The following is an 18,698-nucleotide window of genomic DNA, read 5'->3' as shown; positions in this document are numbered from 1 at the left end:
CGTGTCCAGTCAGGTGACCGGCGTGGGAACTTCGAGCGACGGCGAGTTCGGGGCCAACGAATGGCTCGTCGCCGAGATGTACGACCAGTTCGCGAAGGATCGCGACTCGGTCGACCGGGCCTGGTGGCCCGTGCTGGAGGCGTACGAGAAGACCCAGACGGATGCCGGGACGCCCGCGCCCGCGACGACGGCCCCCGCCGCCGCATCCGCTCCGGCGCCGACCGCCCCGGCGGCGACCGACGCCCGCCCGATGACCGCGCCGATCCCCGTCGTCGGCGCGCAGCCGGTCGCGCGCACCACCGCGCGGCCCGCCTCGCCGCAGCCCGTGCCGGCCCAGGCGCCGAACACCGACCCGACGCCGACCCCGGCCGCCCGCGAGGACGTCGTCACGCCGCTGCGCGGCATGCCGAAGACCCTCGCCGCGAACATGGACGAGTCCCTCACCGTGCCGACCGCGACGAGCGTGCGCACCGTGCCGGCGAAGCTCATGATCGACAACCGCATCGTGATCAACAACCACATGTCGCGCACGCGCGGCGGCAAGGTCAGCTTCACGCACCTCATCGGCTGGGCGCTCATCCAGGCGCTCAAGGCCTTCCCCAGCCAGAACGTGTCCTACGCCGAGATCGACGGCAAGCCGTCGGTCGTCGCCCCCGCGCACATCAACCTCGGCATCGCGATCGACCTGCCCAAGCCCGACGGCACGCGCGCGCTCATGGTGCCCTCCATCAAGCAGGCGGAGTCGCTGACGTTCGGCGAGTACCTCTCGGCCTACGAGGACCTCGTCAAGCGCGCCCGCGGGGGCAAGCTCACCGCCGCTGACTTCCAGGGCACCACGATCTCGCTGACCAACCCCGGCGGCATCGGCACGGTCCACTCCGTGCCGCGCCTCATGAAGGGCCAGGGCTGCATCGTCGGCGCCGGCGCCCTCGAGTACCCCGCCGAGTTCCAGGGCTCGAGCGAGAAGACCCTGGTCGAGCTCGGCATCGGCAAGACGATCACCCTGACCAGCACGTACGACCACCGCGTGATCCAGGGCGCGGGCTCCGGCGAGTTCCTGAAGATCGTCCACGAGCTGCTCACCGGTCAGCGCGGTTTCTACGAGGGCGTCTTCGCGGCCCTGCGCATCCCCTACGCGCCCATCCACTGGGCCGGCGACATCAACGTCGACATCGCCGAGCGCGTCGACAAGACCGCCCGCGTGCAGGAGCTCATCAACTCCTACCGCGTCCGCGGCCACCTCATGGCCGACACGGACCCGCTCGAGTACGTGCAGCGCACGCACCCCGACCTCGAGATCGAGAACCACGGCCTCACCTTCTGGGACCTCGACCGCGAGTTCGTCACGGGAGGTTTCGGCGGCAAGCGGCTCATGAAGCTGCGCGACATCCTGGGCGTCCTCCGCGACTCGTACTGCCGCACGGTCGGCGTCGAGTACATGCACATCCAGGACCCGGCCCAGCGCAAGTGGTTCCAGGACAACGTCGAGGTCAAGTACCAGAAGCCGAGCCACGACGAGCAGCTGCGCATCCTCGACAAGCTCAACCAGGCCGAGGCCTTCGAGACCTTCCTGCAGACGAAGTACGTCGGCCAGAAGCGCTTCAGCCTCGAGGGCGGCGAGTCCCTCATCCCGCTGCTCGACCAGATCCTGCAGGGCGCCGCCGGTGCCGGCCTCGACGGCGCCGCCATCGGCATGGCGCACCGCGGCCGCCTCAACGTGCTGACGAACATCGCCGGCAAGACCTACAGCCAGATCTTCCGCGAGTTCGAGGGCTCCGTCGCGATCGGCTCCAAGAGCGGCTCGGGCGACGTGAAGTACCACCTCGGCACGCAGGGCACGTTCGTGTCGGATGCCGGCGAGGAGCTGCCCGTCTACCTCGCCGCCAACCCCTCGCACCTCGAGACGGTCGACGGGGTGCTGGAGGGCGTCGTCCGCGCCAAGCAGGACCGGATGCCGATCGGCTCCTTCTCCTGGCTGCCCATCCTCGTGCACGGCGACGCGGCCTTCGCCGGCCAGGGCGTCGTCGTCGAGACCCTGCAGATGTCGCAGCTGCGCGGCTACCGCACGGGCGGAACGGTGCACGTCGTCGTCAACAACCAGGTCGGCTTCACGACCCTCCCCCAGGACGGGCGCACCTCGGTGTACGCCACGGATGTCGCCAAGACGATCCAGGCGCCCATCTTCCACGTGAACGGCGACGACCCCGAGGCCGTCGTGCGTGTCGCCGAGCTCGCCGTGGCCTACCGCCAGGAGTTCAACCGCGACGTCGTGATCGACCTCGTCTGCTACCGCCGCCGCGGTCACAACGAGGGCGACGACCCGTCGATGACGCAGCCGCTGATGACGAACCTCATCGAGGCCAAGCGCTCCGTGCGCCGCCTCTACACGGAGTCGCTCGTCGGTCGCGGCGACATCACCGAGGAGGAGTACGAGAAGGCCAAGCAGGACTTCCAGAACCGCCTCGAGATCGCCTTCGCCGAGACGCACGCCGCCGAGACCGGCGCCACGGGCATCGTCTCGCCCTCGACGACCGGACCGGTCGACCAGGCCGTCGGCGAGCCGGAGACCACCGGCGTGTCCGTCGAGGTCGTCAACCAGATCGGCGACGCCTTCGTCAATAAGCCCGACGGCTTCACGGTGCACAACAAGCTGCAGCAGCTGCTCGACAAGCGCCTCGACATGAGCCGCAACGGGCAGATCGACTGGGGCTTCGGCGAGCTGCTCGCCTTCGGCTCGGTGCTGATGGAGGGCACGAACGTGCGCCTCGCGGGTCAGGACGCCCGCCGCGGCACGTTCGTCCAGCGTCACGCGGTGCTGCACGACCGGGCGAACGGTCAGGAGTGGCTGCCGCTGGCGAACCTGTCCGAGAGCCAGGGCCGCTTCTACGTCTACGACTCGCTGCTGAGCGAGTACGCGGCGATGGCCTTCGAGTACGGCTACTCGGTCGAGCGGCCCGACACGCTGACGCTGTGGGAGGCGCAGTTCGGCGACTTCGCCAACGGCGCCCAGTCGGTCATCGACGAGTACATCTCCGCGGCCGACCAGAAGTGGGGTCAGCAGTCGAGCGTCGTGCTGCTGCTCCCCCACGGCTACGAGGGCCAGGGGCCCGACCACTCCTCGGCGCGCATCGAGCGCTACCTGCAGATGTGCGCGCAGGACAACATGACCGTCGCGCGCCCCTCCACGCCCGCGTCGTACTTCCACCTGCTGCGCCGTCAGGCCTACGCCCGGCCGCGTCGCCCGCTGATCGTCTTCACCCCGAAGGCGATGCTGCGTCTTCGGGGAGCCACGAGCCCCGTCGACGCGTTCACCAGCGGACGCTTCGAGCCGGTGCTGGACGACGACCGGAACATCGACCCGTCGGGCGTGACGCGCGTGCTGCTGCACTCCGGGAAGATCCACTGGGATCTGAAGGCCGAGCTCGACAAGAAGCCCAACCCGCAGGTCGCGCTCGTGCGCCTCGAGCAGCTCTACCCCGCGCCGATCGACCAGCTCAACGCCGTGATCGAGCGGTACCCGAACGCGCAGCTCGTGTGGGTGCAGGACGAGCCCGAGAACCAGGGCGCGTGGCCGTTCATCGCGCTCGAGGTCGTCAAGCACCTGCACGGTCGCACGATCCGACGCGTGTCCCGCGCCGCCGCCGCCTCGACGGCGACGGGCTCGCCGAAGGTGCACGCGCGCGAGCAGGCCGCGATCCTCGAGAAGGCGCTGACCGTCTGACGCGGCGAGACGAGGGGCCCGACACACCCGACTGGACGACATGGACGTCGCGCTCCTCGTCAACCCGACCGCTCGCGCCTCCGCGCGCACGCACGCCGCGGAGGACGTCGCCGCGCTCCTGCGCGCCCACGGCATCCGCACGACGCTGATCGCGGGCGGGAGCGCCGCCGAATCGACGCGCCTGCTGCGCCTCGCCCTCGACGCGGGCGCCGACGCCGTGCTCGTCGCGGGCGGCGACGGCACCGTCAATCTCGCCGTGCAGGAGCTCGCGGGCACCGGCATCCCGCTCGGCATCGTGCCGACGGGGACCGGCAACGACGTGGCCACGGCCCTCAGGCTGCGCGAGCGCGATGCGCGCGGCGCCGCCGAGGCCGTCGTGGCGGGATCCACGCGCACGATCGATCTCGCGCGCGTGCATCGCGCCGACGGCTCGACGACGTCGTACGCGACCGTGCTGGCGAGCGGGTTCGACTCGCGGGTGAACGACCGTGCCAACCGCATGCGCTGGCCCCGCGGACACGTCCGCTACGACCTCGCGATCCTCATCGAGTTCCTGCGGCTGCGCTGCGTCGCCTTCGAGGTGGAGCTCGAGCACGACGACGGCACGATCGAGCGCCGCAGCGAGGAGCTGCTCATGGCGACGGTGGGCAACGGCCCCACCTACGGCGGCGGCATCCCCATCTGCCCGGATGCCGACCTCGCCGACGGCCTCCTCGACGTCACGCTCGTGCGCCCGCTCGGCCGCGCCCGCCTGCTGCGACTGCTGCCCCGCGTCTATCGCGGCACGCACACCGGCCTCGACGAGGTCGTCACCGCACGCGTGCGGCGGGTGCGGCTGTCCGCCCCCGCGACGACCGCCTACGCCGACGGCGACGCGGTGGGGATGCTGCCGCTGGAGGTCGACGTCCTTCCCGGTGCGCTCCGCGTCTTCGCGCCGCCGGCGCGCTGACCCCGTTTCAGGGCCGGGTCACGGACCGCTCCCGCAGGGGTGCGGTCAGTGGTGCGTGGCCTGCTCGGCGCGCAGACGCGCGAGAACCTGGTCGCGCAGCTGCTCGGGCGCCGTCTCCTTGCAGGCACGCGCGACGACCGCGGTGAGCGTCGTCGCGACCAGTGCCTCGTCGCGGCAGGAGGGGCAGGTCTCCAGATGGGCACGGATGTCCGCGTGCTCCGTCTTGCAGACTTCGTTGCGGAGGTACTCCTCCAGATCCTTGCGCGCTTTGTCGCAGCCGCAGTCGCTCATTTCCTGCTCCCTGATGAAGAAGTGGCGGGCGCCGGCACATCGATGCCGCGCTCGCGTGCGTAGTCGGCGAGGAGGTCGCGCAGCATCCGTCTGCCACGGTGCAGACGGCTCATGACCGTGCCGATGGGTGTTTTCATGATGTCCGCGATCTCCTGATACGCGAAGCCTTCGACGTCCGCGAGGTAGACCGCCAGCCGGAAGTCCTCGGGGATCGACTGCAGCGCGTCCTTGACCACCGACGCGGGCATGTGGTCGATGGCCTCCGCCTCGGCGGAGCGGCTGCTCGTGGCCGTGGTCGACTCGGCACCGCCGAGCTGCCAGTCCTCGAGGTCGTCGATCGTGCCCTGATAGGGCTCGCGCTGCTTCTTGCGATACGTGTTGATGTACGTGTTGGTGAGGATGCGGTACAGCCACGCCTTGAGGTTGGTCCCCTGCGTGAAGGAGGACCACGACGCGAACGCCTTGACGAAGGTCTCCTGGACGAGGTCCGCGGCATCCGCCGGGTTCCGCGTCATCCGCATGCCCGCCGCGTACAGCTGGTCCATGAACGGCAGGGCCTGCTCCTCGAACTGCGCGCGGACGTCGATCGCCGTCGACGCGTCCTCCGACGGCGGCTCGGGGTACTCGGACGCTGGGTTCTGGGACACCGTGTCGTCGGGCGCTGAGGCCGCCTGCTCTTCCATCAGCGCCCAGTCTACGTCGGCGATGTCCGCCCGCACGGGTGCGAGTGTCGCGGTCACGGGGCTCCTCTCCCGGTCTGGCTCGGACGGCCCGCCGCGGTGGGCGGCGGCGGTGTCCGATGGGTTCGTTAGGGTAGAACCCGATGACAGTGACCGGGTATTCCCTCCCCCAACCGGCCGCGGATCCCGTCTGGCGGGCGCCGCGTGCGGATGACGCCGTCCAGGCGACGGTATCCGTGCCCGGATCCAAGTCTCTGACGAACCGCAAGCTGGTCCTGGCCGCCCTCGCCGACGGCCCCAGCACGCTGACGTCGCCGCTGCACTCCGAGGACTCGGAGCGTATGATCGCCGCGCTGCGCGCTCTGGGGGTGGAGATCACCGAGGTGCCCGGAGCGGGCGCCTTCGGGCCCGACCTGCTCGTCACTCCCCCCGCCACGTTCCGCGGCGACGTCGAGATCGACTGCGGTCAGGCCGGCACCGTCATGCGCTTCGTCGCCCCCCTCGCGGGTCTCGCCGACGGCGACGTCACCCTGACCGCCCATGCCAGCGCGCTGCACCGCCCGATGGGCGAGATGATCAAGGCGCTGCGCGAGATCGGTGCGGACGTCGACGACGGCGGCACCTGGTCGCTGCCGTTCACCGTCCGCGGGCGCGGCCACATCCGCGGCGGAGAGGTCACGATCGACGCGAGCGGCTCCAGCCAGTTCGTCTCCGGCCTCCTGCTCGCCGCCCCCCGCTTCGACGTCGGGCTGCACCTCGTGCACTCCGGGGAGCGTCTGCCCAGCGCGCCCCACATCGAGATGACGATCGAGACGCTCGCCCGCCGCGGCATCCAGGTGGAGCACCCCACCCCCCACGAGTGGGTCGTCCCCGCGGGCACGCTGCGCGGACGGGATGCCGCGATCGAGCCCGACCTGTCCAACGCGGCGCCGTTCCTCGCGGCCGCGATGCTGACGGAGGGCTCCGTCACGATCCCCGGCTGGCCGGCGAGCTCGACGCAGCCCGGCGCACTGCTGCCCGAGATCCTCACCGTGCTAGGCGGACGCGCGTCGCGGCGAGGAGGGGCGCTGACGGTCACCGGAGGCCCCCGGATCGCCGGTGTCGACCTCGACCTCAGTGCGGCGAGCGAGCTCGCGCCGACGCTGTTCGCGCTCGCGGCGTTCGCCGACGCCCCGACCACGCTCCACGGCATCGGTCACATCCGCGGCCACGAGACGAACCGCATCGACGCCCTCATCGGCAACCTCCGCAACATCGGCGGGCGCGCCGAAGAGCTGCCCGACGGCATCCGGATCATCCCCGCGCCCCTGCACGGCGGACTGTGGCGTGCGCACCACGATCACCGCATCGCCACGGCCGGTGCGCTGATCGGTCTTCGCGTTCCCGGCATCGAGGTCGATCACATCGAGACGACCGCCAAGACGATGCCCGAGTTCCCCCAGCTCTGGGCGCGCATGCTGGGCGCCGAGACCGACGACGGAACCGGCGTGCGGCGGCCGTGAGATGAGCTGGCTGGACCTCGACGACGACGACGAACCCGAGTTCGACGAGGCCGACATCCGTGTCCGCCCGAACCCGAAGGCCAACCGGCCCCGAACGAAGCGGCGACCGGCGCACGCCGACGCGCGCATCGCGCGCGTGCTGGGCGTCGATCGGGGCCGGTACACGGTGCTCATCGACGAGGACGGACCCGAGGAGCATACGGCGCTCGCGACGCGCGCGCGCGAGCTGCGCAAGCAGCCCATCGTCACGGGAGACCGCGCCCGCGTCGTGGGCGACACCACGGGCGACGACGGGACGCTGTCGCGGATCGTGGGGATCGAGGACCGCTCGTCGCTGCTGCGCCGCAGCGCCGACGACACCGACCAGGTCGAACGCGTCGTCGTCGCCAACGCCGATCAGATGCTCATCGTGGTGGCGGCGGCCGACCCCGAGCCGCGTCCGCGCCTCGTCGACCGGTACCTCATCGCCGCGCTGGATGCCGGCATCCACCCGCTCCTGGTGGTCACCAAGACCGACCTCGCCGACCCCTCCGGCTTCCTGGCGCACTTCGAGGGGCTGGACGACCTGGAGATCTTCACGAGCGGGCGCAGCAGCATGCCGGTCGATGAGATCGGCACCCGAGTCGTGGGCCACTCGACCGTGTTCGTGGGCCACTCCGGCGTGGGCAAGTCGACCCTCGTGAACGCGCTCGTCCCGAGCGCCGACCGGGCCACCGGCCACGTGAACGAGGTCACCGGACGCGGCCGTCACACCTCGAGCTCGACCGTCTCGCTGCGGTATCTCGGCGACGGCGGCCGCGGGTGGGTGATCGACACCCCGGGGGTCCGTTCGTTCGGGCTGGGCCACGTCGACCCCGCGAACATCCTCAAGGCGTTCACCGACCTCGCCGCGATCGCGCAGGAGTGCCCGCGCGGCTGCACGCACCTGCCGGACGCACCCGACTGCGCGATCGTCGAGGCGGTCGCGGAGGGCCGTCTCGGAGAACGCGGCGCCGCCCGCCTCGATTCGCTGCAGCGGCTCCTGTCGACCTTCGCCTGATCGTAGGCTGGTGGCATGGCCCGCCTCGAACCCGGTACCCCCGCTCCCGACTTCACGCTCGTCGACCAGGACGACGCCCCGGTCAGCCTGCACGATCTGCGCGGCGCCCCCGTCGTGCTCTTCTTCTACCCGGCCGCGATGACCCCGGGGTGCACCACCGAGGCGTGCGACTTCCGCGACAGCCTCGGCCCGCTGCAGGCCGCCGGGTACACCGTCGTCGGCATCTCGCGCGACGACCCCGCGACGCTGCGTCGCTTCCGGGAGCGCGACGCCCTCACCTACCCGCTCCTGAGCGACCCCGACCACGCGGTCCACGACGCCTACGGCGCCTGGGGCGAGAAGATGAACTACGGCAAGCTCGTCGAGGGCGTCATCCGCTCGACGGTGATCCTGGATGCCGAGGGCGTCGTCACCCACGCGCTGTACAACGTCAAGGCGACCGGGCACGTCGCGCGCGTGCGGTCGCTGCTCGGCGTCGGCTGACGACGCGCCGCGACGAGGATCACCCGCGGTCCGGGGCGTCCCGACGCCCCGCCGCGGCACGCACGGCGGCGAACAGGGCGACGAGCCCCACGACCGCGGGCAGGGCCGTCCAGAGCGCCGTCTGCGGCGACGGGGTCGGACCGGTGATCGCCCCCAGCGCCACGGCGAGGATGAGCAGCTGCGCCACGATGCCTCCGGAGCGCCCCCACGACTGGCCGCGGAAGACGGCGACGGCGAAACCGACCAGCGCGACGGCGCCGATCGCCGTGAGGACGATGAGCGCGACGGAGCTGACGGCGTCATCCGTGTCGCCGGAGACGAGGGCGACGATCTCCCACCCCGCGAGAACGAAGACGGCGACCGCCTCCAGCGCCAGGACGGCGGCGGCGATACGCTCCGAACTCGTTGTCGTCATGGGCGCAGGTCCTCTCGTGCAGCCGATCCACAGCACACGCCGGGGGAAATGCCGAGTTCACCCTTGATTCATCTGAATGACCATGGGAGCATTGAACTATCCGTGTGCTCCCACAGTGGCGTGGGGCGAGCGTCTGCTCGCACACCATCAGGGTAATCGACGCCCGACGTCACACCCACCCGAACTTCTCATCCCGCATCAAGGAGCACCCCCTATGGATTGGCGCGACAAAGCCGCCTGCCTGACCGTCGACCCCGAGCTGTTCTTCCCCGTGGGGAACACCGGACCCGCTGTCGATCAGATCGAGAAAGCCAAGTCCGTGTGCGCGCGCTGCACCGTCACGGAGGTCTGCCTGCAGTACGCCCTCGAGACCGGTCAGGACTCGGGCGTCTGGGGAGGCCTCTCCGAGGACGAGCGCCGCGCCCTCAAGCGCCGCGCCGCGCGCGCCCGCCGCGCCAGCTGAGCCGCGCCTTCGCGTCTCAGCTCTGCGCGCGCCCGAGGTAGCGCATCGGGATCTCGATGGTCACCTCGGTGCCGGACCCGACGAGGGTGTGCCAGTCGATGGTTCCGCTGAGCTCACCCTGGATCAGCGTGCGCACGATCTGCGTCCCGAGCCCGCGCCCGACCTGACCCTCGGGAAGCCCGACCCCCGTGTCGCGCACCTTCACGCCGAGCTGCTCCTCGGTGCGTTCGGCGATGATCTCGACCTCTCCCTCCTGATCGACCAGGCCGTGCTCGACGGCGTTGGTCACGAGCTCGGTGAGCGCGAGGGCGAGGGGCGTCGCGTACTCGCTCGGCAGCGTGCCGAAGGTGCCGGTCTTGCGCGTGCGCGCGCGGGTGTTCGGCGACGCGGCCACCTCGGCCACGAGCTTGAGGACGCGGTCGAACACGTCGTCGAAGTCGACGTTCTGGGCGAGCCCCTCCGAGAGCGTGTCGTGCACGACCGCGATCGCCGACACGCGCCGCATGGCGTGGGTGAGTGCGTCGCGCGCCTCGTCGGAGTGCGTGCGACGCGACTGGATGCGCAGCAGTGACGCGACCGTCTGCAGGTTGTTCTTCACCCGGTGGTGGATCTCCCGGATCGTCGCATCCTTGGTGATCAGCTCCTGCTCCTGGTGGCGGATCTCGGTGACGTCGCGGCAGAGCACGATGGCCCCGATCCGGGTTCCGTGATCCTTGAGCGGGATTGTGCGCAGCGAGACCGTGACCCCGCGCGCCTCGATGTCGGCGCGCCACGGGGCGCGTCCGGCCATCACGATGGGAAGGGACTCGTCGAAGTCGCGCCCCTTCGGCAGGATGCCGGTCGCCACCTCGAGCAGCGACTCGCCCTCGAGCTCGTCGTCGAATCCCAGCCGGTTGAACGCCGAGAGGGCGTTCGGGCTCGCGAAGGTGGTCACGCCGTCGACGTCCATGCGGATCAGACCGTCGGAGGCGCGGGGAGCGCCCCGGCGGGGAGAGGTCGGCGCGGCGAGGTCGGGGAAGTCGGCGCTGGCGATCATGCCGAACAGATCGTCCGCGCAGTCGTTGAAGGTGATCTGCTGTCGCGACGGTGTGCGGGCCTCGCCCAGGTTGGTGTGCCGGGTGAGCACGCCGACGACGGTCGGCGGGTTTCCGCCGCCCCCGACCGTGCGCACGATGGGGACGGCGCGCACGCGCGTGGGCGTCTCCTCGAACCAGTCCGGGGATGCCGAGTCGACGATCTCGACGCGGGTGAAGGCGTCGCGCACCTGGGTGCGCCACTGCGGCCGGACCAGGTCGCCGACGATGTCGCGGTAGAACAGCGTCGCCGCTCCGCTCGGACGGGTGTGGGCGACGGCGATGAAGGAGTCGTCGGCCGTCGGCACCCAGATCACGATGTCGGCGAAAGCGAGGTCCGCGAGCAGCTGGCCGTCACCGGCGAGCCGGTGCAGCCACTCGATGTCCGCGCCCGTCGAGCGGCCCTGGGCATAGACGAGATCGCTGAGCGTCGACACGCACCCAGCCTAAGCGACAACGACGTGCCGACCACGCGGCGCCGGCCGTGCCTCAGGCCGCGCCGCGGACGGCCCGTCGCGTCCGCGTGCGACCGCCGCTGTCGTCGACGGCGACGTCCGCACGCGCGTTCGCGCGGGTTCGCGCGGCGGCGGGGCGGGCGGAGGGAGGGGGTTCGATCGCCTCCCCGACGAATCGCCGTACGGCGGAGCAGAGCGCCGAGCGCGGAGCGACGCGACCGACCGGTTGCGCCTGCAGCACCGCGGCATCCGCTGCCTTCGGATCCCAGGGGATGAACCAGCACTCCGCGACGCCGGTGTACCGCGCCAGCGTCCGGCGCATCTGCGTCCGGGCGTCGATGCCGAGGGTCGAGGAGCGCGTCTTGTTCACGACGACATGGATCGGCGCGGCGCCGGCCGTCGCGCGCAGGTCCGGGTAGGCCCGCACGAATCGCGCCACCCCGACCGGATCGGCCGCCACCACGGCGATCACGACGTCGGCCGCGGCCAGCGCGGCGAGCGTCGCCGCGTTTCGCCGGGGTCCGTCCAGGTCGCTGACGATCTCCTCGTCGCGCTCGAGCGGCGCCGCGAGGTCGACGACGAGATCGTCCACCCACGCCCGGCCGCGGCGGAGCGCCTCGTCGACCCTCGTGGCGGTCAGCTCGGGCCAGCGTCCGGGCCGGTTGATGCCGGTGAGCACGCAGACGTCTCCGAGCGGCAGGGAGATGCGTTCGAGTTCGGCGACCGTGAGCGCCCCGCGCTCGGCCGCGCGGCACGCGGCGGCGAACCCCGGCCCCTCGTCGGGCAGGCCCGCGAGCATCGCCAGCGACGGCGCGTGGGTGTCCGCGTCGACGAGGCCGACGCGACGCCCATCGCGGGCGAGCTCCCCCGCGACCTCGATCGCCATCGTCGTGCGCCCCGGCGCGCCGTGCGGCCCCCAGACGGCGATGACACGCCCCCGCGGCGGCACGGGCACGGTGCGGGCGCGCGGGGCCAGGATCTCGTGCACGGCATCTGCCGCGTCGACCGCGGTGACGCCGAACATCTCGGCGAGGCGCCTGTCGGCGACGCCGTCGCAGAGCGCGACGATGCGCACGCCGAATCGGTCGCACGCGGCCACCACGCCGGGGGTGAGCGTGCGGCGCCCGGCATCCACCGCCAGCACGTCCGCCCCGGCGAGGGCGCCCCGCACCTCGGCGGGCTCCACCCGGCGCACCTCGGCATCCGCCTCCCGGAGCCGGTCGGCGAGCGCCGCCGCGTCGGCACCGCCGGATGCCAGCACGACGTGGAGCGTCATGAGCGCGGCCCGCCGATCGGGACGATGGCAAGACTCGACCCGTCGGCGATCGCCGCGAGCGCGGCGGCGACGTCGGCGCGCTCGATCACGATCTCCACCGCGGCGCCGGCGGAGCCCATCATCGATCTCTCGCGATCGACCGAGGCCACCGTCGCCGCACCGACGAGGATGCGGGGCGTGTCGAACGTCCCGCGCTCGAGCGGAGACGCGGCCCACACCTCCACGGCCGAGCCGGTCACCACCGCCGCGGGCACCTCGCTCGCGGTGCGGACCACGATCGTCGTCGTCCGGGCGCGCGAGGGCTCCCCCACGGCGTCGCGCGGGACGAGCTCGCCCGCCGCCACCGTCCGCGTGACGACCGCGCCGGGCTGCAGCGTCGCCGGCGACGCGTACGAGTCCTGCACCGCGCCGAGGGCGACCTCCACGACCCGCAGATCGCCGGCGTCGACGTCCTGGCCGGGCACGAGCGTGCTCGCCGCGGCGAAGACCGGCACCGTCTGACGCGCCGCCGCCACGACGAACCACACGCCCGCGACGGAGACGACGATCAGCGCGATGCCGAGCAGGAATCTCAGGTCGGCCCAGAACGCCCGCGGACGGGGTCGGGCGGTGACGAACTCGCTCATCCGGACATGGTGTCCGAACGCTCCGCGGCCCCGCGCGGGTTATCCACAGCCCGGCGTGGGCCGGTGAGTCGCCCACGAACGGAACGCATAATGTCCTCATGCCCGAATCGCCCCTCGACGGCGCACGCCTGCTCGCCCCCGCGCAGGTGGCGGAGATGCTGCAGCTCGCCGTCGACGAGGTCATCGCGCTCGTCATCGACGGGCGGCTGCGCGGGGTCAGGGCGGGCGCGCCCCCGCGCTGGCGCGTCGACGCCGACAGCGTGGCGGAGTATCTCGACGACCAAGCCGAGGACGCCCGCCGGATGGCGCTGTGGCGGGAGTCGAACGCCGCGAGCTTCCCCGAGCTGTGGGGACGGGGAACGGTCCGAAACCCCGACTGACCGCGGCCGTCCGCGCTCAGATCAGGTCGGCGACGGCATCCAGCCGCACCGCGGCGACCGCCGCGAACGGCACGAGCCGGAAGCCGCGCACCTGGTCGGCCCGCCGCGGCGCGCCGAGGTTGTGCACGGCGAGGTCGAGGTGGTCGGCCCCGGCTCGGTCCGCCGTTCCCGACAGCGCCTGACCCGACACGAGCCGCACCGTGACCGGCACCCGGCGACGCACGAGATCGCGCAGCAGGAAGCCGAGCGACATCCGCTGACCGAGCGCGCCGCCCGGACCCGCGTCGCGCACGGTGGACAGCACCTCCTCCGCGTCGAGGACGATCATCGCCACCGCGGGCAGCGGGACGATCCACACGGTCGGGCCCTCACCGGCATCCGTGCGCAACGCCGCCCAGTCGGCGCCCACCCGTCCGACGGCCCCGACGAGCACGGTCCCCTCGACGAGGTGGACGGCGCACCGCGCAGCGTCCGCGTCGGCGAGGGCGACGAGGCGGTCGCGCAACGGCACCCGCGACAGGCGCAGTCGCTCCGCCTCGGTGTCCAGGGCCGCGCGCTCGGCCTCCCATTCGGAGTCGAGTTGGTCTTCCAGATCCTCGAAGAAGCGGTCCCAGCGCACGCCGCGACCCTAGGAGAGGGATGCCGCGACGCGCGGGATCTGTCCACAGGCGACCTGTCCACACGTTGGAGGATTCTCATCCACGCCTCGTGACCGCTGTGCTGTACTCGTCAGACGCCCGCCCGGGCCGACGCCGCCAGAGGAGGTACAGCATGGTCCCCACCTCCGCCGACGCTCCCCGGCCGGCGTCACGGCTCGGCTCGGCGCTCGAGGTCGCCGACTACTTCGCCCCGCAGCGCACCGGCACCGAGGCGCTGCCCGAACCGGAACCGCTGCTGAAGAACCTGACGATCGGCGTCCTCGAGGTGCTCGCGGGGGTCCGCGAAGTGGACCAGCTGGCCCGGTGGTTCGGCGAAGACGCCTTCCGTGCCCTGCTCACCCGCTCCAACCTGTCCGCCCGCGCCCGCAGCGCCCGCGGGGTGCCTCCGGCCCGGCCGGTGCACCGCATCCTGTCCACCCGGTACTCCTCCCCCGCCGACGGCGTGGTCGAAGGCGTCGTCGTGGTCGCAGGACCCGCCCGCACGCGCGCCGTCGCGATGCGTCTCGAGGGCTGGGACGGACGCTGGCGCGCGACCTCGCTGGGACTGCTCTGACCGCGGCGACGGCGCCGGCCGGGGCATCCCTGCCCTACCGTTACTGGCGGTAGGAGGACAGGAAGTTGCCGAGCCGCTCGATGGCCTCGGTCAGCACACGCGCCTCGGGCAGCGTCACGATGCGGAAGTGGTCGGGCGTGGGCCAGTTGAAGCCCGTCCCCTGCACCAGCAGCACGTGCTCGGCCACGAGGAAGTCGTAGACGAACTTGGCGTCGTCGTGGATCTCGTACACCTCGGGATCCAGCCGCGGGAACGCGTACAGCGCGCCGCGCGGCTTGTGGCACTGCACACCGGGAATGGCGGTCAGGGCGTCGAAGGCGGCATCCCGCTGCTCGTGCAGGCGACCGGTGGGGGCGATCAACGCGTCGATCGACTGCACCCCGGACAGCGCCGCCTGCACGGCGTGCTGGGCCGGGACGTTGGGGCACAGTCGCGTCGAGGCCAGCAGCTGGATGCCCTCGAGGAAGCCGGCGGCGTGCTTCTTCGGACCGGTGATGACCATCCAGCCCGAACGGTAGCCGGCCACGCGATACGTCTTCGACAGCCCGTTGAAAGTCAGGCAGAGCAGGTCGGGTGCCAGTGTCGCGAGCGGGATATGAACGGCATCGTCGAAGAGGATGCGGTCGTAGATCTCGTCGCTGAGCAGCAGGAGGGAGTGCTCGCGCGCGATCTCGACGATGCCCTCCAGGACCTCACGGGAGTAGACCGCTCCGGTGGGGTTGTTGGGGTTGATCACGACGATCGCCTTCGTCGCCGGTGTCACCTTGGCCCGGATGTCGTCGAGGTCGGGCTGCCAGCCGTTCTCGTTATCGCAGAGATAGTGCACCGGGGTCCCGCCGGCGAGGCTCGTCATCGCCGTCCACAGCGGATAGTCCGGCGCGGGGATCAGGACCTCGTCGCCGCTGTCGAGCAGCGCCTGCATGGTCATGGTGATCAGCTCGGACACGCCGTTTCCGAGGTAGACGTCGTCCGGGTCGAACTTCGGGAAGCCGGGCACCTGCTCGTACCGGGAGACGACGGCGCGGCGCGCCGACATGATGCCGCGGCTGTCGCTGTAGCCGTGCGCGTGCGGGATCGCCTCGATCATGTCGCGCACGATCTGGTACGGCGCCTCGAACCCGAAGACCGCGGGGTTGCCCGTGTTGAGCTTCAGGATGCGGTGCCCGTCGGCCTCGAGCCGGTCGGCCTCCACCAGGGCGGCTCCACGGATCTCGTAGAGGACGTCCTTGAGCTTGGATGACTGGTCGAGGATGCGGGGACTCATCGGATCAGGATATCGCCGCCCGGGCAGGGCCAATCGACGGCCGGTGGCCCGACCGTCCCGCGCCCGATCGACCTACTTCTTCTTGCCGGCGGCGCGACGGTCGGCACGGTTCTGCGGCGCGGGAGTGGATGCCGCGGCATCCGTGCGCTGCCCGAACGCCCCGCGCGGGGCCTCGGCGGCGGGCTGCGCCGGAGCCTGCGCAGCGGACTGCTGACGGACCTTGTTGGTCGCCGCCTGCTGCACCTGCCCGCGCTCGTTGCGCACCTCGACCTCGCCCGCGTCGTTCGCCGCGGTGTACTGGAGCTTCTGGGCCTCGACGGCGGGCGCCGCCTGCAGTCCCTTCGCCTCGACCTCGCCATCGCCCGACGCGCGCACCTCGACCTCGAGGTTGTAGAGGAAGCCGACCGACTCCTCCTTGATCTGGCCCATCATCGACTGGAACATCTGGTAGCCCTCGCGCTGATACTCGATCAGCGGGTCGCGCTGGGCCATCGCCCGCAGGCCGATGCCGTCCTTGAGGTAGTCCATCTCGTACAGGTGGTCGCGCCAACGACGGTCCAGCACCTGCAGCACGACACGGCGCTCGAGCTCGCGCATCGCGGCCTCGCCCAGCTTGTCCTCGCGCGCGGCGTAGGCGATCTTGGCATCGGAGAGGATCTCGCGCTTGAGTACCTCCGGCGTCACCCGGCCCTTGCTGCCGCTCTCGGCGACGACCTCGTCGATCGTGACGGAGACGGGGTAGAGCGTCTTCAGCTCGGTCCAGAGGGCGTCGAAGTCCCAGCTCTCGTTGTGGCCGCTGCCGGTGTGGTCGTCGATGATCGCGCCGATCGCGTCCTCGATGAAGTGGTGCACGCGGTCGGAGAGGTCGTCGCCCTCGAGCATCTGCCGGCGGTCGGCGTAGATGGCCTCGCGCTGGCGGTTGAGGACGTCGTCGTACTTCAGCACGTTCTTGCGGATCTCCGCGTTGCGCGCCTCGACCTGCGACTGCGCGCTCTTGATCGCGCGGGAGACCATGGTCGACTCGATCGCCACGTCGTCGGGGAAGTTCGTCCGGGCGAGGATCGCCTCGGCGGCTCCCGACTGGAACAGGCGCATGAGGTCGTCGGTCAGCGACAGGTAGAAGCGGCTCTCGCCGGGGTCGCCCTGTCGACCGGAACGGCCGCGCAGCTGGTTGTCGATGCGGCGCGACTCGTGCCGCTCGGTGCCGAGCACGTAGAGCCCCCCGGCCTCGACGACCTTCGCCGCCTCCTCGGCCACGACGTCGCGCATCGCGGTGTAGGTCTCGCTCCAGGCGGCGTCGTACTCGTCGGGGGTCTCGACGGGGTCCAGCCCCTTCGCCTTGACCTCCTGCACGGCGAGGAACTCGGCGTTGCCGCCGAGCATGATGTCGGTGCCGCGGCCGGCCATGTTGGTGGCCACCGTCACGGCCCCCAGGCGCCCGGCGCGGGCGACGATCTCGGCCTCGCGCGCGTGGTTCTTCGCGTTGAGGACCTCGTGCTTGATGCCCTTCTTGGCCAGCAGCCGCGAGAGGTACTCGCTCTTCTCGACGCTGACCGTGCCGACGAGCACCGGCTGCCCGGTCTCGTGGCGACGCGCGATGTCCTCCACGACCTGGGCGAACTTCGCCTGCTCGTTCTTGTAGACGAGGTCGGGCTGGTCCTTGCGGATCATCGGCTTGTTGGTCGGGATGGGCACGACGCCGAGCTTGTAGGTCGACATGAACTCGGCCGCCTCGGTCTCGGCGGTACCGGTCATGCCGGCCAGCTTCTCGTAGAGACGGAAGTAGTTCTGCAGCGTGACGGTCGCGAGCGTCTGGTTCTCGGCCTTGACCGGGACGCTCTCCTTGGCCTCGATGGCCTGGTGGATGCCCTCGTTGTAGCGGCGTCCGACGAGGATGCGACCCGTGTGCTCGTCGACGATCATGACCTCGTCGTTCATGACGACGTAGTCGGTGTCGCGCTTGAACAGCGCGAGCGCCTTGATCGAGTTGTTCAGGAACGAGATGAGCGGGGTGTTGGCCGACTCGTACAGGTTGTCGATGCCGAGGTAGTCCTCGACCTTCTCGATGCCGGGCTCGAGCACGCCGATCGTGCGCTTCTTCTCGTCGACCTCGTAGTCGACGCCGGCCTCGAGCGTCTTCGCGATCTTCGCGAACTCGACGAACCAGCGGTTCGCCTCTCCCGACGACGGTCCCGAGATGATGAGCGGCGTGCGCGCCTCGTCGATGAGGATCGAGTCGACCTCGTCGACGATCGCGAAGAAGTGGCCGCGCTGGACGAGATCCTGCTTCTGCCATGCCATGTTGTCGCGCAGGTAATCGAAGCCGAACTCGTTGTTCGTGCCGTACGTGATGTCGGCGTTGTACTGCTCGCGGCGCACCTCGGGCGTCTGGCCCGCGATGATCGTGCCGGTCGTCATGCCGAGGGCACGGTAGACGCGCCCCATCAGCTCGGACTGGTACGACGCGAGGAAGTCGTTCACGGTGATGACGTGCACGCCCTTGCCGGCGATCGCGTTGAGGTACACGGCGAAGGTCGCGGTCAGGGTCTTGCCCTCACCGGTCTTCATCTCGGCGATGTTGCCGAGATGAAGCGCCGCTCCACCCATGATCTGCACGTCGTACGGACGCTGTCCGAGCGTGCGCTTGGCCGCCTCCCGGACGGCCGCGAACGCCTCCGGCATGAGCTTGTCGAGGCTCTCGCCCGCCTCGTGCCGCGCACGCAGTTCGGCCGTCTCGCCGCGCAGTTCCTCGTCGGTGAGCTGTGCGTAGTCCTCTTCGAGGGCCCCGACCGCTTTCACGACCTGCTGAAGCCGCCGCAGGATGCGTCCTTCGCCGGCGCGGAGCAGTTTCTCGAGAGGGTTGGCCACG

General features: G+C 71.1%; 17 protein-coding genes. 8 read left to right on the top strand and 9 right to left on the bottom strand.

Annotation, left to right across the window (positions count from 1 at the left end):
- Window position 1: 1 nt before the first annotated feature.
- Entirely contained in the window at window positions 2–3,721 is a 3,720-nt protein-coding gene (locus L0965_RS10285) for a multifunctional oxoglutarate decarboxylase/oxoglutarate dehydrogenase thiamine pyrophosphate-binding subunit/dihydrolipoyllysine-residue succinyltransferase subunit (RefSeq protein ID WP_082808049.1), read from the top strand.
- A gap of 40 nt (window positions 3,722–3,761) precedes the next feature.
- Window positions 3,762–4,670 carry a diacylglycerol kinase gene (locus tag L0965_RS10280; protein WP_101306692.1) on the top strand — a complete coding sequence of 303 codons (909 nt, stop codon included), beginning with the start codon at window positions 3,762–3,764 and terminating at the stop codon, window positions 4,668–4,670.
- A gap of 45 nt (window positions 4,671–4,715) precedes the next feature.
- Here the strand turns inward: L0965_RS10280 and L0965_RS10275 are convergent, their stop codons facing one another.
- Window positions 4,716–4,961 (bottom strand): zf-HC2 domain-containing protein, encoded by a 246-nt coding sequence (locus tag L0965_RS10275; RefSeq protein WP_060960904.1) that lies wholly within the window; start codon window positions 4,959–4,961, stop codon window positions 4,716–4,718.
- The gene (locus L0965_RS10270) at window positions 4,958–5,701 is read right to left on the bottom strand and encodes a sigma-70 family RNA polymerase sigma factor (protein WP_082734285.1); all 744 of its coding nucleotides are present in this window, start codon (window positions 5,699–5,701) and stop codon (window positions 4,958–4,960) included. Before L0965_RS10270 ends, L0965_RS10275 begins: the two co-directional genes overlap by 4 nt.
- A gap of 83 nt (window positions 5,702–5,784) precedes the next feature.
- Here L0965_RS10270 and aroA point away from each other — a divergent pair, with 83 nt between their 5' ends.
- Genes aroA through bcp form a run of 3 tightly spaced genes read left to right on the top strand, consistent with a single transcriptional unit; the run spans window position 5,785 to window position 8,665 of the window.
- On the top strand, window positions 5,785–7,143 hold the full coding sequence (gene aroA / locus L0965_RS10265; RefSeq protein WP_061782073.1) for a 3-phosphoshikimate 1-carboxyvinyltransferase: 1,359 nt from the start codon (window positions 5,785–5,787) through the stop codon (window positions 7,141–7,143).
- A gap of 1 nt (window position 7,144) precedes the next feature.
- Window positions 7,145–8,182, top strand: a complete 1,038-nt coding sequence (gene rsgA, locus L0965_RS10260) for a ribosome small subunit-dependent GTPase A (protein ID WP_234057983.1) — start codon at window positions 7,145–7,147, stop codon at window positions 8,180–8,182.
- A 15-nt stretch (window positions 8,183–8,197) separates the two neighbouring features.
- Window positions 8,198–8,665: a thioredoxin-dependent thiol peroxidase gene (gene bcp / locus L0965_RS10255; protein WP_060960907.1), complete on the top strand. Its 468-nt coding sequence runs from the start codon at window positions 8,198–8,200 to the stop codon at window positions 8,663–8,665.
- A 19-nt stretch (window positions 8,666–8,684) separates the two neighbouring features.
- Here bcp and L0965_RS10250 read toward each other — a convergent pair whose 3' ends face one another.
- The gene (locus L0965_RS10250; RefSeq protein ID WP_060960908.1) at window positions 8,685–9,080 is read right to left on the bottom strand and encodes a hypothetical protein; all 396 of its coding nucleotides are present in this window, start codon (window positions 9,078–9,080) and stop codon (window positions 8,685–8,687) included.
- Between the two features lie 214 nt (window positions 9,081–9,294).
- On the opposite strand from L0965_RS10250, the gene L0965_RS10245 reads away from it, so the two are divergent.
- Entirely contained in the window at window positions 9,295–9,543 is a 249-nt protein-coding gene (locus L0965_RS10245) for a WhiB family transcriptional regulator (RefSeq protein ID WP_005048317.1), read from the top strand.
- A 16-nt stretch (window positions 9,544–9,559) separates the two neighbouring features.
- Here the strand turns inward: L0965_RS10245 and L0965_RS10240 are convergent, their stop codons facing one another.
- Genes L0965_RS10240 through L0965_RS10230 form a run of 3 tightly spaced genes read right to left on the bottom strand, consistent with a single transcriptional unit; the run spans window position 9,560 to window position 12,973 of the window.
- A complete protein-coding gene (locus tag L0965_RS10240) occupies window positions 9,560–11,053 on the bottom strand; it encodes a sensor histidine kinase (RefSeq protein WP_060960909.1) in 1,494 nt (497 codons plus the stop codon).
- A 52-nt stretch (window positions 11,054–11,105) separates the two neighbouring features.
- The gene (locus L0965_RS10235) at window positions 11,106–12,347 is read right to left on the bottom strand and encodes a P-loop NTPase (protein ID WP_101306693.1); all 1,242 of its coding nucleotides are present in this window, start codon (window positions 12,345–12,347) and stop codon (window positions 11,106–11,108) included.
- Window positions 12,344–12,973 carry a hypothetical protein gene (locus tag L0965_RS10230; RefSeq protein ID WP_060960910.1) on the bottom strand — a complete coding sequence of 210 codons (630 nt, stop codon included), beginning with the start codon at window positions 12,971–12,973 and terminating at the stop codon, window positions 12,344–12,346. Before L0965_RS10230 ends, L0965_RS10235 begins: the two co-directional genes overlap by 4 nt.
- Window positions 12,974–13,071: 98 nt before the next feature.
- Between L0965_RS10230 and L0965_RS10225 the strand changes: the two genes are divergently transcribed.
- Window positions 13,072–13,353, top strand: coding sequence for a helix-turn-helix domain-containing protein (locus tag L0965_RS10225; protein ID WP_060960911.1), 282 nt, complete (start codon window positions 13,072–13,074; stop codon window positions 13,351–13,353).
- A 16-nt stretch (window positions 13,354–13,369) separates the two neighbouring features.
- On the opposite strand, the gene L0965_RS10220 is transcribed toward L0965_RS10225, so the two are convergent.
- On the bottom strand, window positions 13,370–13,972 hold the full coding sequence (locus L0965_RS10220) for a hypothetical protein (RefSeq protein WP_101306694.1): 603 nt from the start codon (window positions 13,970–13,972) through the stop codon (window positions 13,370–13,372).
- Window positions 13,973–14,124: 152 nt separating this feature from the next.
- Here L0965_RS10220 and L0965_RS10215 point away from each other — a divergent pair, with 152 nt between their 5' ends.
- The gene (locus L0965_RS10215; protein WP_101306695.1) at window positions 14,125–14,565 is read left to right on the top strand and encodes an Rv3235 family protein; all 441 of its coding nucleotides are present in this window, start codon (window positions 14,125–14,127) and stop codon (window positions 14,563–14,565) included.
- Window positions 14,566–14,605: 40 nt separating this feature from the next.
- On the opposite strand, the gene L0965_RS10210 is transcribed toward L0965_RS10215, so the two are convergent.
- Together L0965_RS10210 and secA are read right to left on the bottom strand one after the other, a co-directional pair.
- Complete coding sequence (locus L0965_RS10210) at window positions 14,606–15,829, bottom strand: pyridoxal phosphate-dependent aminotransferase (protein ID WP_060960914.1); 1,224 nt, start codon at window positions 15,827–15,829, stop codon at window positions 14,606–14,608.
- A 72-nt stretch (window positions 15,830–15,901) separates the two neighbouring features.
- Window positions 15,902–18,697 (bottom strand): preprotein translocase subunit SecA, encoded by a 2,796-nt coding sequence (gene secA, locus L0965_RS10205; protein ID WP_101306696.1) that lies wholly within the window; start codon window positions 18,695–18,697, stop codon window positions 15,902–15,904.
- Between the last annotated feature and the right edge of the window lies 1 nt (window position 18,698).

Origin of the sequence: Microbacterium sp. NFH-22A-Y (assembly GCF_021401375.1) — a bacterium.
Classification (GTDB): domain Bacteria; phylum Actinomycetota; class Actinomycetes; order Actinomycetales; family Microbacteriaceae; genus Microbacterium; species Microbacterium hominis.
The sequence above is the reverse complement of the archived record's forward strand: the minus strand, read 5'-3'. Positions and strand labels throughout refer to the sequence as shown.